The following is a 17,246-nucleotide window of genomic DNA, read 5'->3' on the forward strand; positions in this document are numbered from 1 at the left end:
GACCTTAAGGTGGTTATTGCGGCGGGGCTCACCTCTTCCCATCCCGAACAGAGTAGTTAAGCCCGCCTGCGCAGATGGTACTGCAGTTATGTGGGAGAGTATGTCGTCGCCTTTCTTTAAAAACCCTTCATCTATCGATGAAGGGTTTTTTGTTTTATATCAAATCCCCATTTTAATCTTCTATTTTATTTGTAATTAAAAGTATTATAGAATGTTTTAATTATTATTAAAAAAGAATTAGGTCCTTATCAATAGTTGAATAAAAAAACAAGTATAAATTTAGATACATTGCAATTGGTAAATTATGCATAGATATTGTTTAGCCTAAAAGGAAAACGCTATATTCCTCACACTTCTAAATTGAAATTTAAAAGCTTTTATTTTAGCATTGAAAGATTGTAGTGAAGCATTGATCACTTTTATTGTCAAAATAGTTTTAGATTGACTGATATTGCAATTTTATAGTATTAAAGACACTTTATTTAAAGTTTTCAAATTTTGACATTAAAAAAAAATATAGTCATGTATAAGTTTTGTTTAAACAAACGCTATCATAGTTAGTAGTTTTAAATGTATGGGAAAAATTTGAATGATATGGTAAGCTATTATATTGACTATGTAAATAATATTATTGCTATGTTGTCTTAGTAGACATTTATTATAACTTAAACCTAACAAAAACCTTATTCGAATTAAAATTTGTTTTTTAGTATCACCTTTATCAAATTCAAAATATTTATCCTTTTAAACCTTTCTCTCTAGTTTATTTGATTGCTTAATTTTCTAAGTCTAAAGTTTACATCTTGATTGTATTATAGTATATTATAAGGCTTCATGACTTTTTTGCAGATTAAATATATAAGTTATTTGTACTATCTCAAAAAAATATTTTGTGTTAATATTTTTTTACTAAGTTGAAAATATTCAAAGTGATTACTTTTAGTGTTTCTGCTAATCTAATACTAAGGACTATTTCTATTTTTTGATTAATATTAGTTGCTGAGAATACAACGACGTTGCTTCATTTTTTGCTTTTCTTAAACTTGTAGGTAATAATGGTATGTAACTCTCATTTATAAAAAATTGTTTAGTTAGTTAAAAGTCTTTTTTTAATGTTTTAGAGTAAATGAATTAATCTACAGGATAAGATTTTTAAAAAAAAGTTTCAAAATCAATCAATGATTTTTTATATTGAAAATGAAGTTCCTTTCCTTCAATAGCAAAAAAACCTTTGATAGTATTGCAATTTATATATTTAGTATCGATTATTTTTTTAAACGAATACTCTCTTTTAAAGATTCCCATTTCAAACTAAATTCAAATGTCCTAGAACCAATTTACTATTCTTTCCATCGTTGACGTTTAATATGCAACAAAACGGAACTATCTTGGTAAGAGAAATTCAGAATATCAATTTCATTATGAAAACCATCAGTTATCAAAATAGTATAACTCCTTGTAGTTAAAACAATTTTATAGAATTGAAAAGATGATCTTTTATTCTCCTTTAATTGTTGGTATTAAATCAAAATGATCAACTATCATTTCTTAAAATATTAATTTTAATAAAAAAGCCCGAATGCGTATTGTACATCCGAGCTTTTTTATTGCATTGTTATAAATAATCATTAGTATCTTGTGTCTCTTCTAAGTCTTCTGAAGTTCTACCTATTTTAACCTTTGGATTGTCTTTATTACCTGTTATTATTAGTGGTACACCAATAATTCCTAAAGGTGGTAATCCTAATCTCATTTTTATATTTAACTTTCCATCTAAACTTGTTGTTCCTTCTATTCTTGGTCTGAATCCAGCAAATTTAAACTTAAATCTTTCTAAAGTAATGATGTTATTTTTTATTGAACTCTTTATGTCAATTTTGTTTACCTCAGGATCTTTTAAACCTTCATGATTTGTTTTGCTTGCAACAGCATTGAACATTTTTAGACCATAAAATTTTATATTTTTTACTGAAATAATACCATTACCAACTAAAGAAGGAAATACAGGCTCCATATTTTCGTTTAGTCGGCCTTTCAAATTGTAATCTAATGATATAATTCCTTGTGCTTTTTCAGCTGCACTTGCCATTTCTCTAAAAAGTTTCACTTCATTATAAGCTCTTTTTATATCAAATTCGCTTGCTTTTATGTGATAATCAAATAAGGCTTTTTTTAATGTTATATTTTGGTAAGTTGCATCCATCGTAATCTTACAACCAATCAAGTCAAAACCTGTATTTTGTATAGTTAATAAACCATTTTTTAGTTTTAAAGCTCCTTTAGCTTCTTTGAGAGTTAGTCCGTTAAAGTCAATCTTTTGTGCATTTCCTTGTAAGTATAAATCAAGGTTGGGTGGAATCAGAATTACACCTTTACTCGCAACATTTACTTTCGAGCTGGAAGTTTTTTCTGTAACTGTCGTTGGAACTAAATTATTTGTTGTTGACATGAATTCATCAGCATTAATAAAGTTTGAATTGAAAGAAAACGCACCCCTTAAAACTCCATTTTTTGACGCCATAAAATTAAAAACATTCTGAAAATAACCATTCATCTTAAAATCAGATTGTCCATAAGAAGCTAGGAAAGTTTTGAAGTTCATTTTATCTTGGTTGAACTTAAATATTCCTTGCTTGATCAGAAAGTTCTTTGGCAGATATTGAGTTATTACATTAATATTACGAATTTCTAAAGTTCCACTGTTATGTAATTTAGAATACCTAACTTTTTCAGCATCGCTTTGATTTCCTTTTAAATGTAAATCGGCTTTTATAAATCCTTGCACGTTTAAACCCTCTTGCGCAAAAACTTTATATATTTTGGCAATGTCTAAAATCCCTTTGGCTTTGATATCATAAGTTAGATTTTTAAAATTGCTGAGATCAGCATCTATAAAAATAGGATTTCCTTCAAAAGTAAATTGTGCTGGTTTTGTAATTACTTTTAAATCATCAAAAGTACCTTTGGTATTGGAAACATTAGCTATAAGTTGAATGTTAGTAATAGGATTTGGATAAAATTTCGTTTTTAAATATCCTTCTTTCAATTCAATTTTTGCATTGGTAACAGGAAAAACACCTTTCTTTTGGTCGAATAGCCCTTTTGCTTTTGCATCAGCAATAAGAATACCTTTTAATTCAATTTCTGGAATTCCAAGTGCTTGATTTAACTTCCCTAAATCAATCTTTGCATCTAGATTTGCATCAACTTGAGCAATAGTTGTCCCGGTGCTATAAATTTTTGTTTTTAAATAATCGTTAGCCATTTTTAAAGACAAATTTTTTAAATCTACAATTACAAGATTAGGATCTAGTGAAGGAACTTTGGTAGCAATATTTAGATTTAAATGGGTTATTGGATTTGTGCTTTTGTTGTAATTCACAAAACCATCTCTTATTTTGAAGTCAAGATTAAGTGCTGGTGCAACGTTATCGGAGGCAATATAATTTCCTTTCAAAGTTAGAAGAAAATCTGTGGTGCCTTTTAATTCTGTTTTATTCAACCAAGTAATAAATTTTGGAGGAAAAGCAGTAAAGAAATCTTTTAGATTGCTATTAGTCGTTTTCAGAATAAAATCCATGTTGTAGCCTTCTTTCAGGAAATCAAATTTTCCTTTAAAATCAACAAGAAGGTTGTTAATTTTCAAATCATTTTGTTCAAAAATAAACGAAAGTGAATTTACATTTACTTTAGTAATCAAATCGGCATTTACCTTTTTGTTCATTAAGTACGGTTCATTTTCATACAGAATATTTAGTTTTTCAATTTTTGCCTTAGAATACAAATCAAAAACTGCCTTGCTCAAATCGCCTTTTCCTAAATACTCGAAACCAAATATATCAAAGTGAAGTTTAGTCGATAAATCATCATAAACAATTTTACTATTTTTGATTTCTATTTTCTCTAATTTTAAGGAGCTGTCCTCACTTTTCTGCTCTTTTTGGGTGGTGTTAGCTTTATAAACGTTATAATTTGCAAGCCCTTCCTTATTTACTTTTACATTTATATCAGCTTCTGAAACAAAAATTTTGTCAATATTTATCGATTTTCCAAATAGCAAACTAGAAACATTGATACCAAAAGCAATTTCTTTCGCTGTAATCAGTTTCTCGTTTTCATAAGGAACAGATCCGCTGAGTTTAAATTGCTGTAAACCGACGGTTAATGAAGGAAAGTGATTGAAAAAAGAAATATTTGATTCAGAATAATCAAGTTTTGCATTTAGCTTTTCATTGGCAATTTTCTTAATCTCTGCATTAATTTTATCTGCAAAAATATAAGGAGCAATAAACATAAAAGCTAATAAGCTGACAAGGGTAATCCCTAGGTATTTTAATACTTTTAAAGAAATAGATTTTAAAGAAGACATTTGATATAATTAGATATGCTTAAGAAATTGGAAGGTTTTTTTTTGAAAAATTTAAATTTTATCCGTGTACAGTTTCGTTTTTGCCGTAGTTAACAATGATGGATGTTTCAAATTCAATCCATTCTGCCCAGCGTTTATCTACATCTACTTTTTCAGTATATTTTCTGGCAAAATTTAAAAAAGTAGTGTAATGACCCGCTTCAGAAATCATTAAATCACGATAAAATTTAGCCAATTCCTGATCTTCTATGTTTTCAGAGAGTACTTTAAATCGCTCACAACTTCTGGCTTCAATCATCGCTGAAAATAACAATCGATCAATCAAAGCATCATTTCGACTACCATCTTTTTTCATAAATTTAAAAAGTTCGTTCACATAATGGTCTTTATTTTCGCGACCTAGCTGAAGACCTTTTTTCTTAATGATATCATGAACCATCTGTAAATGCTCTAATTCTTCTCGCGCAATAATTAATAGTTCTGTAACTAACTCTTCTTTTTCAGGATTTTGTGTGATCAAACTTATCGCATTCGAAGCAGCTTTTTGTTCACACCAAGCGTGGTCTGTCAAAATTTCGTGAATATTCGATTCTACTATATTTACCCATCTTGGGTCTGTGGCTAATTTTAATCCTAACATGATATTGCAATTAATTTAACTGCAAAATTAGTCTTTTCCGGCTGATTTCTAAGGATTAATACTCAAATGCTTAATGATTTTGTCTTTATATAATTAGGACGTGCCACCAATAAAAAACGGCTGAATTCATATAACCTCATAGCCGTTTTTATTGCTGTCGGGCTATCCGTTTCAAGTCCTCATCTCGATTACGCAAAAAGCTTCATCGAGATTCCGGGCTTTACACTGCTATCCCTCACGCAAACTATTGATATTGAATTGCATTAATTTCAAATACAATTACAATAATCTGTAATTAAATCTAGAATTCATATTGTAATTTTTACTTAAGAATTAAATTTTTTTAAAAAATTAGTAACATTTTTTTGTATAAATTCTAATTCGCAATAGTGTTGTTAATTTCTTTAGTAGTTAAATCACTTCTCACTTATAATTACCAATAAAATAGCATTATTTTGCAGTAAGAATTTTTTAAAATTATGAATCAAACACAATCGCTTTTAATAATAGGCTTTGTCTGGCCAGAACCCAATTCTTCGGCGGCAGGAGGGAGAATGATGCAATTGATTTTGCTATTTCAGGAACAGGGATTTCAGGTCACTTTTGCAAGTCCAGCTCAAGACAGCGACTTTATGGTTGATTTAAGCCAGTACAAGGTCGAAAAAAAATCAATTGCGTTGAATAGTTCCAGTTTTGACACTTTCGTAAAAGAATTGAATCCAACAATTGTTTTATTCGATCGATTTATGATCGAAGAACAATTTGGATGGCGCGTTGCCGAGAATTGTCCAAATGCGTTACGAATATTAGATACCGAAGATTTACACTGTTTGCGATTAGCCAGACAAAAAGCCTTCAAAGAAAAACGAGAATTTCAAACAAAGGATTTGTTAGTTGAAGAAGTGGCCAAACGTGAAATTGCCAGTATTCTACGTTCTGATTTTTCTCTGATGATTTCCGAATTTGAAATCGAATTGCTAAAGACTACTTTTAAAATTGATAGCAGCTTATTGTATTATTTGCCGCTTTTATTAGAATCACATCAAATACCTGATTTAGAAAAATTCCCTTCTTTTGAAAACCGTAAAGATTTTGTTTTTATTGGTAATTTTCTTCATGAACCCAATTGGAATGCCGTTCAGTACCTCAAGGAAGCGATTTGGCCATTGATAAAAAAAGAATTACCCGAAGCGGTTTTAAATATTTATGGCGCTTATCCGTCACAAAAAATTTTACAATTAAATAATGTGAAAGAAGGATTCTTGATAAAAGGGCGTGCAGAAAATGCTAATGAAGTAGTTCTAAAAGCACGAATAGTTTTGGCTCCTTTGCGCTTTGGTGCTGGAATAAAAGGAAAATTATTAGAAGCCATGCAATGCGGGACACCAAGCATCACCACTTCTATTGGAGCGGAGTCAATGCAAGCAGATTTATCTTGGAATGGCTTTGTTGAAGACAATCTAGAAATTTTCGCCAAAAAAGCAGTAGAATTATATCAAGACAAAAAACTTTGGCTGGCAGCCCAAATAAATGGAATTGCAATTATAGAAAAACGATATTTAAGATCATCATTTGAAGTTGATTTTGAAGAACGAGTAGAATTCACATTAAATAATTTACAACAACATCGTTTAAATAATTTTATGGGAGAGTTATTGCAACATCATACGTTGAAAAGTACTATGTATATGTCAAAGTGGATAGAAACAAAAAACAAAAATTCCAATTAATTGCTTAATTGGAATTTTTATTAACTCATATTGAGAAATATGTTACGTGTAAAACTTTGCTAACTATTTAAGTAAGCTTTCAACGCTTTGAATAGTTGTGGCGTGATATCCTGATTTTGCTTTTTCAAAAATCTTTTTTGCCCAAATTTTTCCTTCTGAAGTTTTTACCATTTGTTTGTAAAGCGTCATTAATGATCCAGTTCTACTAGTAGCAATCATAAACTGTTCAATTGTAGGATAAGCAATTGTATATTGACTGCGCATTGCAGGCACAAACCATTGACGTTTAATTACGAAATTCCCATCTTTAGTAAAGTTAAATTCGGCATCAATGTCGGCCATTTCTTTAGGCGTAATATCTTCAGGAAGATAATCTATAAAATGTTGCTTCTCTGTAGTTGATTTTATTTTTTGACTTAATCCTTTAACACCCGTTTTTCTCCAACTTTTTTGAATAACATCTATTGCATTAAAATCTTCAGAAACTGATGGAACTATATTTGTTGGTATTCCGGGTTTATATATCCAGTCTTCTGCTTTTATTTTATCAGCAAGTACTTTGTCATTTTTGATAAGATTTTCATTGAAATAGGCAATAAAATCTTCTGTGGTGATTGACTTAAAAGCATGCGCATCAAAATAATTTCTGATGAAAATATCGAACTTTTCACGACCAACTGCCTGCTCGATTACCTTTAAAAAATTATACCCTTTTTCATAAGGAATTTCACTGATTCCATCATCTGGATTTCTTCCAGCCAAATCTACTTTAAGACGAGTATCAGGATTTGTAATGCCAAATTCAAGCATACTATCATCAAGCACTTTCCGAGTTAATACATCTTGCATTTCGGCTTCTTTTTTTCCAAAAATGGCTTCGCCAATGCGATGTTCTACATAAGTTGTAAAACCTTCATTCAGCCAAATGTCATCCCAAGTAGCATTTGTTACTAAATTACCACTCCAACTGTGACCTAATTCATGCGCTAATAAACTCGTCAACGAACGATCGCCTGCAATAACACCAGGAGTTAGGAATGTCAAATTTGGATTTTCCATTCCGCCATAAGGGAAACTTGGAGGTAAAACTAAAACATCATAACGTCCCCAACGATACGGGCCGTATAGTTTCTCTGCTGCGGCGACCATTTTTCCTAATTCGGCAAATTCCCAAGCCGCTTTTTTTAATACGGATGGTTCAGCATAAACGCCTGTTCGATTGTCGATAGATTTAAATTCAATATCACCAACGGCAATTGCCATTAAATAAGATGGAATTGCTTTGTCTTGTTTGAAAATATAAATTCCGGTATCATTTTTTTGTTGTGGATTAACGGCGCTCATTACCGCCATTAAATCTTTAGGAACCGTAACTTTTGCATTATAAGTAAAACGAATTCCTGGTGAATCTTGACAAGGAATCCAAGTGCGTGACCAGATGCTTTCTCCTTGAGAAAATAGAAATGGTTTGTTTTTATCTGCCGTTTGCTGTGGAGTTAGCCACTGTAATGCAACAGCACCTTTATTTGTATGGTAATAGATGTTAACTTTTGTAGTGTTTGGTTCTATGGTTATATGAAGCGGTCTTCCGTGTAATTCAACTTCTTTTCCAAGTTTAAATTGGGTCTCTTTTTCTTCGTCACCCAAAGTTATTTTTGTAATAGTAAGTGTATTTTCATCAAAGATAATTTCTTTTCCTTTGCTTACATTGTCAATTTGCCAAGATGCTTTTCCTGAAATTGATTGGGTTTCAAAATTTACATTAATATCAAGATCTAAATGTTTTACAACTGCCAGATTTGGTTTAGAAAAAGTATGTTTGTCAGTAACAATTACATTCTTTTGAATATTGTTTTTTTGCTGGCAAGCAAGAGTCAACATAAATAAAGATAGAATAAATAATTTTTTCATAGTGATGAAGGTTAGTTAGCGATTCTTAATTAAATAAAAAATCCCGTTTTGAAACGACAAAACGGGATTTTAATATGAAATATATTGATTATGCCAACATAGTTACTGGATTTTCGATGTATTGTTTTAATGTTTGTAAGAACTGTGCTCCAGTTGCTCCATCGATAGTACGGTGGTCACATGCAAGAGATAACATCATTGTGTTTCCTACAACAATTTCTCCATTTTTAACAACTGGTTTCTCAACAATCGCTCCTACAGAAAGGATTGCAGAGTTGGGTTGGTTGATAATAGAATTGAATTCAGTGATTCCAAACATTCCAAGGTTCGAAACAGTAAATGTACTTCCTTCCATTTCTGTTGGTAGTAATTTTTTGTTTTTTGCTCTTCCTGCAAGGTCTCTTACGTTTCCGCCAATTTGTGATAAACTCATTGCATCTGTAAATTTTAATACAGGAACTACTAATCCATCCTCAACAGCTACGGCAACTCCAATGTTTACATGATGATTGATGATAATTGCATCTTCTCTCCATTGTGAGTTTATTTTTGGGTGTTTTTTTAATGCTAAAGCACAAGCTTTGATTACCATATCATTAAAAGATACTTTTGTATCAGGAACGCTATTGATAATTGCTCTTGATTTCATTGCATCGTCCATAGTTACTTCGATCACTAAGTTGTAGTGAGGTGCGGTAAATAAAGATTCAGCTAAACGTTTCGCAATGATTTTACGCATTTGCGAATTTTTTATTTCCTCAATAAATACTTCTCCAGCAGGAACAAATGCTTTTGCAGCAGGTGCAGTAATAGTTTCTGTTTTAGCAGGAGTGGCAGCTTGTGGAACGGCAGTTGCTGGAGTAAAGTTTTCGATATCGCTTTTTACGATACGTCCGTTTTCTCCTGAACCTTTTACTTGATTTAATTGGATTCCTTTGTCGCTAGCAATTTTTTTAGCCAATGGAGAAGCTAAGATTCTTTGTCCCTCAGTAGAAGGTTCCTGTACAACAGGTTCGGCAGTTTTTTCAGTAGAAACTACTTCTTTTTCTTCCGTTTTTGCTGGAGCTGTTTGTGGTGCTCCACCAGTTTTATGATTAGCGGCAATTGCGCTTACATCAGTTCCAGCTGGTCCGATGATCGCTAAAAGGCTATCAACTGCTGCAGTACTTCCTTCTTCAATTCCAATGTATAATAAAGTACCTTGGTTGAATGATTCAAATTCCATTGTTGCTTTATCCGTTTCGATTTCAGCAAGAATATCTCCTTCGGAAATTTTATCACCTACTTTTTTTAACCAAGTAGCAACAGTACCTTCAGTCATTGTATCACTTAAACGAGGCATAGTAACTACGATGACTCCTTTAGGAAGTGCTTCGCTTGTTGGAGCTGCAGGAGCTAAAACTTCTTCTTTTTTTGGTTCAGTTGCTGTAGGTGTAACGGCTGTTGGTGTTGGTGCAGCATCTCCAGAAATTAAGGAGGAAATATCTTCACCTTCTTTTCCGATGATAGCTAATAGTGAATCTACTGGAGCAGTTTCACCAGCAGGAATTCCTATGTATAATAATGTCCCTTCATTGAAAGACTCAAATTCCATTGTTGCTTTGTCGGTTTCAATTTCAGCAAGAATATCTCCTTCTGCAATTTTATCACCTACTTTTTTTAGCCAAGTTGCTACTGTTCCTTCCGTCATAGTATCGCTCAAACGAGGCATTGTTATTTTGATTGCCATATTGATTATAGTTTATGAGGTATAAAAGGATAGTTTTCTTGTTCGTATACTACGTCGTATAGTTGTTGAATTGGAGGGTAGTCTGATTCTTCAGCGAATGTTGCACATTCTTCTACTAAATCTTTTACTCTTTGATCAATTGCTTCAATTTCTTCTTCGGTAGCGTATTTTTGATCTTTAATTACATCTAAAACTTGTGTAATTGGATCTATTTTTTTGTATTCTTCTACTTCTTCTTTAGAACGGTATAATTGCGCATCTGACATAGAGTGACCTCTATAACGGTATGTTTTCATTTCTAAGAAAGTTGGTCCATCTCCGCGACGTGCTCTGTCGATTGCTTCGGTCATTGCCTCAGCAACTTTTACAGGATTCATTCCGTCAACGGGTCCACAAGGCATTTCATATCCTAATCCTAATTTCCAGATGTCAGTATGATTTGCTGTTCTTTCTACAGAAGTTCCCATTGCATATCCATTGTTTTCTACAATAAAAACAACTGGAAGTTTCCATAACATAGCCATGTTGAAAGCTTCATGTAATGATCCTTGACGTGCTGCACCATCACCAAAATAGGTCATTGTTACACCGCCAGTTTCAAAATATTTATCAGCAAAAGCTAATCCCGCACCTACAGGAATTTGACCTCCTACAATTCCGTGTCCACCATAAAAACGGTGTTCTTTAGAAAAAATATGCATGGAACCACCCATTCCTTTTGATGTTCCAGTAACTTTTCCTAAAAGTTCAGCCATTACTCGTCTAGGATCTACTCCCATACCTATTGGCTGTACGTGATTTCTATAGGCAGTAATCATCTTGTCTTTTGTCAAATCCATTGCATGCAATGCACCTGCTAAAACGGCCTCTTGACCATTATATAAATGTAAAAATCCTCTAACTTTTTGTTGGATGTATAACGCGGCAAGTTTGTCTTCAAACTTTCTCCAAAGTAACATATCTTCATACCACTTTAAATATACTTCTTTTGTAACTTCTTTCATCTGATTTTTTCTTTTGCTAAAGTGTTAACAACTTGTGTTTAATAACGCAAAATAGTTTCCTTCCACAAATTTGCGAAATGCAAAAATAACACATTCCAACTTAGAACTAAAATTTAATAGGTTATTTTTAGATTTTTTACAAGAATTTTTTATCAAACATAAATGGGAGTAAGTTTTTTAAAGATTCCGATTTATATATCGATCCGATTTCTCCCATGAAATAAATTTCTATAGGTGTTTCTTGGCGAATTTCGTATTCTGCAATCGATTGTCTGCAAGAACCGCAGGGCGGTATAGGGGCTTTAGTTTGGTTCGTATCTGAAGCTGCTGTAATTGCCATTTTTAATATTTTGGCATCTGGGTATACTGCTCCTGCATAAAAAATAGCTACTCGTTCCGCACAAAGTCCAGAAGGATAAGCTGCATTTTCTTGGTTAGAACCCAATACTGTTTTTCCGTTATCTAGAAGAATAGCAACACCCACTCTGAAATTTGAATAGGGAGCATAGGCATTTTTTCTGACTTCAATTGCTTGCGCCATTAGATCTTGTATTTCATTTGGAAGTTCTTGAACGTTTTCAAATGATGTAAACTGCGTTGTAATTGATATTTGTTTCATGTTTATTGAGGAAAAAAAATCCAAATTTCATAGTGTTGAAATTTGGATTGTTATTTATGAATAAAATCTATTTTAATATTGGTCGTATTTGTCTCCAAAATTAAAAGTAAGTGAGAATCGTAAAGTATTTTCTAATGGGTTTTTTACTTTTGAAGAAGAGAATAAATAAGATACATCTACTTTTACTACATTGTATTTGAAACCAGCTCCCAATGAAAAGAACTGTCTGGCTCCTTTTAATGGACTTTCATGAAAATATCCTAAACGCATGGCAAAGGAATCTTGGTATAAATATTCGGCACCAAGAGCATAAGTGAACTCTTTCATTTCTTCTTTAATTCCGTCAGGAGCATCTCCAAATGATTTGAAAATCCCTGAAGTCCAACCTATGGAACGATATTCTTCGTTATTTTTTGCCAATAATGCTATTTCTTCTGAACCTGATATTACTCCATCTCCGTTAAGATCGCTATTTTGTGGAGTGGGAACTAATAGTTTATTAAATTCAACATTTAAAGATACTTTATTGTAGTCATCTAAAATAAAATCAAATCCAGTTCCAATTTTTAAATTTGCAGGTAAGAAATTCTTATTCAATTCGTCTTTGTCATAATTTATCTTTGGACCTAAATTCTGAATATTAAATCCTGCTCTCCATCTTCCGTTAAATTCGCTGTAGGCGATTTCTTCGGACTGATAAAAACCGGCTACATCCACAGCAAAAGAACTTGCGGATGATGTATCATTATTTTCGTTAATGAATTTTAAATTAGAATTTATAAAACGTCCCCCAATAGCCATTGAGAACTTCTCGCTTAATTTTAAAGAATAAGAACCATCGATAGCAAATTCGTTTGGTGATACTGTAGCAAAATCTTCATTGACGTCTCCATTTTGACGAAGCTCAATATCTCCTAGACCAAAATATCTAATGCTGGCAGCAAAAGCACTTCTTTCGTTTAGCTTATTGTAATAGGTAAGTTGCGCAAGCGATATGTCATTTACTAAGTCAGTTAAGTAAGGAGTATAGCTTACTGAAAAACCTTGAGCATCTGTTGAAAAAGCATATTTTGCTGGATTCCATTGCTGAGAAAAAGCATCTGCAGAGGTTGCAACTCCCATGTCACCCATACCTGCTGCTCTTGCATCAGCCGCTACTAGTAAAAAAGGAACTCCAGTAGATATTGTTCGGTCCTGAGCTTTAGCAGAATAAATGATGATAAAATAAATGAGAATAAATATTTTTTTTTTCATTTTTAAAGTAATGTTAATAGTGCAAATATAGTGTTAAAGTATAACAAGTTTTTCAAATTTTTCGCTTTTCATATTGGTCAAGGTAGATTTTACAGTTAGTTTGTAAATGTAAACACCTTTTCCTATTTTGTCTCCAAAATCATCTCTGCCATTCCAAGTTATCTCTTTAGATAAGAAGCCTTCCGTGTTTATAATTTGATTTCTAGTCCAAGCTATTTTACCGGTTATTGTCATGACTTGAATTTGAACTTCTAAAGGTTCGTAAGGCTTGTTGTGAGTGAACCAAAACTCAGTATAGTTTACAAATGGGTTGGGATAATTCAAAACGTGCGTTAATGTTATTTTATCATCTCCTGCAACTACAAATTGTATGTCTGCAGTTACGGGATTGTTGTATACATCCCAGGCTTTGAACGTTATTGTATGTAATCCTGGAGTTAATTTTCGCAAAGGGAAACGCAATGTACCCTTAGTAAAATCATCTAACTTTGTTTGAAAGTAATCGTTTAATACAAAAGGATTGCTACTATCTCCATCAAGTATAGCAACGATATCATGACCTATTCCGCTGGCTGTGTTGATTCCGTTTTCATCCTCAAGATGCGCAACCAAAAAAGGCGATTCATTAGTTGTGCCTCCAGAAACAAAAGTTTCGTCATTCATATATAACTTAACTCTTGGACTAATATTGTCTGCAACTGCATTTTCATTAATTCCTCCTATTTTTATAGTGGAGTCATAACCTGTTGCATTCTCTAATTCATTATTTTTTTTAGCATAAAAACTTATTCTTCCATTTGCCAACGGAATTCGAATATCTCTAGGTACTACAAAACTAAATTCAAATTGACCATTTTTAACAGATGCGTTGCCTCTAAATATTGTTTCTCCTAAAACATCAAAATTTATTGCTGGACTGTATCCATCGTTATTGTAAGTTGTTCTTTTTATGTTTTTATCAAAGATAGTTGTTGCTATTTCGCCGCTGTAATTAGTCAATAGATTGTTGTTTTCGTCTGTAACTTCACCGGATAATTTGATTTTAGATAATGATTTTAAATTATCTATTGATTGAGATATCGGTATGTCATTTACTTTCGTTAATCTAATGTTTGGTTTAGGCAATGCCAACATTAATGCAGGATCGCCAATGTAAAAAACAATATTACTAGATGAGTTTGGGTTGCTGTTTTTTGAAATTCTCAATGCCTCTGCAATAGAAGTATATTGGTTAGACTGATATGATAATAAGTTTTTAGACAAAAGATCATTAAAGTTTTCTGCGCTAGTCTGACCTATAGAACGAATGGTTGTAATCATGGCGATAGCTCCTCCTTTGGGATTCCAATAAGTATACTCGCCAGCAGTTGGCCTAAATGGATTATCAAAACGAGAAAATTCACAAGTGAGGGTAATGAATAATGGATATTTGAATTGGTTTTTCAAATTTTGTCCGTCTATTTTTTCCCAAACTCTTTCGGATGCTAAACCGTCCTCACCACCATGACCTAAATAATTAAAGATAAGTGCGCCTTTTTCAAATGCATTATAAAAATCAGTTCTTACTTTTGGATAACGGTTTCCGCCTGCAGAGGATTCTTGAGAGTAGGAGTCTAAAAAAATTTTATTTACATTTAGAAAAGGTTTTTCAATAGAAATCTTGGTTGCTAAATTATCTTGTCTAGCTTGTAAAGTAGCATCCGAAGCTATATCAGAATCGTCGGCAAGCAAGTAGATATTGTTTCGCCAGCTTCCGTAAGATCTTATGTCGTGGTATTCAATAATCTTATTTACCATTTCATCTGCTTGTTTTAAATCATTTACAAGCATTCTGCCTACTGCAATATCGATTCCTCCAAAATAAGAAGTAATATTACCTTCATTAGCATCCATTAGCCCGTAGAAATCATCCGATGCAAACGAAGATTCTCCAGTCGAATTACTGTTTAAAGCATGGTATATAGGAACAACATTGGTGTTATTGGGGATTCTATTTTTAAAATCATAAGAGGCATCTCCAAAAAGATTAATGTATTTAAGTCTTTTATCATTAGATGAAGCATTTTCATATACATATTTGATACAATTACGAATTGCAGCTATATCTTGTTTTCCAGATGCAAATTCCTGGTATATTAATTCTAAAGGAATTACTTTGACATTCAAATTAGAGTGATTGCGATGAAAGTTGGCTAATTTTTCAGCTTTTGAAACTAAAAAAGTGGGTGAAATAATTACATAATCAATGTCTTGAAACTGTCCTTCACTGTTTTTAAATAGCGTTCCTTTTAAATTTTGATTTGCAATTTTTGATTTAGCTTCTTTCAATGGCGTGTAAAAATCATTTTCGTCTAATGCAATATATTTTTTGCCATCAGCTAGATTTGATTTAAAATCAAAAGTACTCTGATTTGGATTTTCAATTTTTGTTATGTTGTAAGGATCGCTTATTTCCCAAACTTGATGTATTGTTGTTGCATTTGATAGCACATAATTTACAATTCCATTCACAGAACCAGATTGTTCGTATTGAAAATGAAATTGCTTTCCATAACCTTGAAGCTTTCTTTTAGCTGTAAGTCTGATATTGTCTAAAAAACCTTTAGAGCCCGGAACACCATTATTGTTGTATTTTAATTTTATTTTTATGTTTTCTTCACCTATAAATGACGTATTGTTAGGTAAAGAGGAGGAAATGAATTCAATACTAGAATTGTTGTTAATTGGAGGAAACGAAATTGAGCCTAAATTGGTTCCATTGGCTAGTATCTCAAATGATGTGGGTGTATAGGCTGCTGATGCTGCAGTTAACATTATTTTTACTGGAATTGTAGTGTCGATATTTGGAAAATAGAACTGAAACTCTTGTTCGTTTTTTACTTCAAATGATTCACCAAACCATTGTCGCCCTAAACGAGCTATATTAATAAGGTCTAGCTCATGAAATTGATAATCATCAAAACTAGTTACATTTACATCGCTATTTCCTGATGGCGGAATGTATGGATTTATTCTCTTTCCGTTTTCTCCTTGGGTATTAATATAATAATAGGACTTATTATCATACAAGTTGATGTTTGTTTTGCTTTCTTGGTTCCACGTATCAACTCCTTCTGCGTAAAAAAGAATATAATCTTCGTTGTTAAAAGTGCCGTCGTTTTCTCCAACAACTTGAATTGCATTTTCAACTATATCGTTTGGGTAATATGTGTTATTAGATAAGGGAAGCATTCTTCCTCCATTACCATAAATTTTAATTTTTCTTGGATTTAGGTTTGCAACGTCAATGCCTAATTGTTGCAGGAAATTTTTAGATATTTTATAAACCCCTGATTTTTCTATATAAAATCTAAACCAGTTTCCACTAGACAAAACCGAATTTGAAATTGGATTAGAAATAGTGTTAACTCGACCAGCGGTAAAACTGTTGTTTTCTATTATATAGGAGAAGGATTTTACTCTTTTTAATCCAAAATCATCTTTAATAATAGGAGAAATAGACAGAAAAGCTTGGTTGATCCCTCTTGATTTAGAGATGTTTAAAACTTCATTGGTGCTATTTGGTATGTTTTCAGAGGTTAAATCACCGAGTTGCTCCTTTGTAATTGATTCGTAGGTTATATTTGAGATCGTTATTTTTGCTTTGTCAAAAGAGAATGTATCTTTTAATTTAAAAGTAAAAAGTAATGTTTTGTTTGAAGCCTCATAATGGAAGCCATCACCTGTAAACTGAGGGATTGTGACTTTAAAGTCCCCATAAAACATCTCTTTTTTTTCTAACCAATCGATCGAAATGTCCCCTTTTATTTGAGTAAAACCAAGAAATGGAAGCAGTGCTATTAATCCAGAAAATAAATTTTTCATTGCTTTTTTAACGCGATTAGTAGTCTGTTATTATTAATTCGTAAAAATAAATTTTTTAGTGTAATTTTAAATAATAATTATTATAAATTTGCACCGTATTAGATATTATAATGTTAAAGTTAGAAT

General features: G+C 32.1%; 9 protein-coding genes and 1 rRNA gene. 2 read left to right on the plus strand and 8 right to left on the minus strand.

Translation table 11 applies throughout. The annotated features are described in order from the left end of the window. Window positions 1-5 precede the first annotated feature (5 nt). Window positions 6-115, plus strand: a 5S ribosomal RNA gene (gene rrf / locus J3S90_RS06260). Between the two features lie 1,500 nt (window positions 116-1,615). On the opposite strand, the gene J3S90_RS06265 is transcribed toward rrf, so the two are convergent. Continuing rightward, entirely contained in the window at window positions 1,616-4,369 is a 2,754-nt protein-coding gene (locus tag J3S90_RS06265) for an AsmA family protein (RefSeq protein ID WP_210645523.1), read from the minus strand. A 58-nt stretch (window positions 4,370-4,427) separates the two neighbouring features. Beyond that, window positions 4,428-5,009 (minus strand): tRNA-(ms[2]io[6]A)-hydroxylase, encoded by a 582-nt coding sequence (miaE, locus tag J3S90_RS06270; RefSeq protein WP_188049899.1) that lies wholly within the window; start codon window positions 5,007-5,009, stop codon window positions 4,428-4,430. Between the two features lie 479 nt (window positions 5,010-5,488). On the opposite strand from miaE, the gene J3S90_RS06275 reads away from it, so the two are divergent. Then, on the plus strand, window positions 5,489-6,739 hold the full coding sequence (locus tag J3S90_RS06275) for a glycosyltransferase (protein WP_210645524.1): 1,251 nt from the start codon (window positions 5,489-5,491) through the stop codon (window positions 6,737-6,739). A gap of 63 nt (window positions 6,740-6,802) precedes the next feature. On the opposite strand, the gene J3S90_RS06280 is transcribed toward J3S90_RS06275, so the two are convergent. The 6 genes from J3S90_RS06280 to porU form a co-directional block, all read right to left on the minus strand. Then, window positions 6,803-8,650, minus strand: coding sequence for a hydrolase/aminopeptidase (locus J3S90_RS06280; RefSeq protein WP_210645525.1), 1,848 nt, complete (start codon window positions 8,648-8,650; stop codon window positions 6,803-6,805). Window positions 8,651-8,738: 88 nt separating this feature from the next. After that, on the minus strand, window positions 8,739-10,379 hold the full coding sequence (locus J3S90_RS06285) for a pyruvate dehydrogenase complex dihydrolipoamide acetyltransferase (protein WP_210645526.1): 1,641 nt from the start codon (window positions 10,377-10,379) through the stop codon (window positions 8,739-8,741). A gap of 5 nt (window positions 10,380-10,384) precedes the next feature. Next, on the minus strand, window positions 10,385-11,383 hold the full coding sequence (gene pdhA, locus J3S90_RS06290) for a pyruvate dehydrogenase (acetyl-transferring) E1 component subunit alpha (RefSeq protein WP_188049903.1): 999 nt from the start codon (window positions 11,381-11,383) through the stop codon (window positions 10,385-10,387). Window positions 11,384-11,519: 136 nt separating this feature from the next. Further along, on the minus strand, window positions 11,520-12,002 hold the full coding sequence (gene cdd, locus J3S90_RS06295; RefSeq protein ID WP_188049904.1) for a cytidine deaminase: 483 nt from the start codon (window positions 12,000-12,002) through the stop codon (window positions 11,520-11,522). A 72-nt stretch (window positions 12,003-12,074) separates the two neighbouring features. Continuing rightward, window positions 12,075-13,256 carry a type IX secretion system outer membrane channel protein PorV gene (porV, locus tag J3S90_RS06300; RefSeq protein WP_188049905.1) on the minus strand — a complete coding sequence of 394 codons (1,182 nt, stop codon included), beginning with the start codon at window positions 13,254-13,256 and terminating at the stop codon, window positions 12,075-12,077. Window positions 13,257-13,289: 33 nt separating this feature from the next. Next, window positions 13,290-17,120 (minus strand): type IX secretion system sortase PorU, encoded by a 3,831-nt coding sequence (gene porU, locus J3S90_RS06305; protein WP_210645527.1) that lies wholly within the window; start codon window positions 17,118-17,120, stop codon window positions 13,290-13,292. Window positions 17,121-17,246 lie beyond the last annotated feature (126 nt).

This window comes from Flavobacterium flabelliforme, assembly GCF_017948675.1.
In the GTDB taxonomy this organism is placed as follows: Bacteria; Bacteroidota; Bacteroidia; order Flavobacteriales; family Flavobacteriaceae; genus Flavobacterium; species Flavobacterium pygoscelis.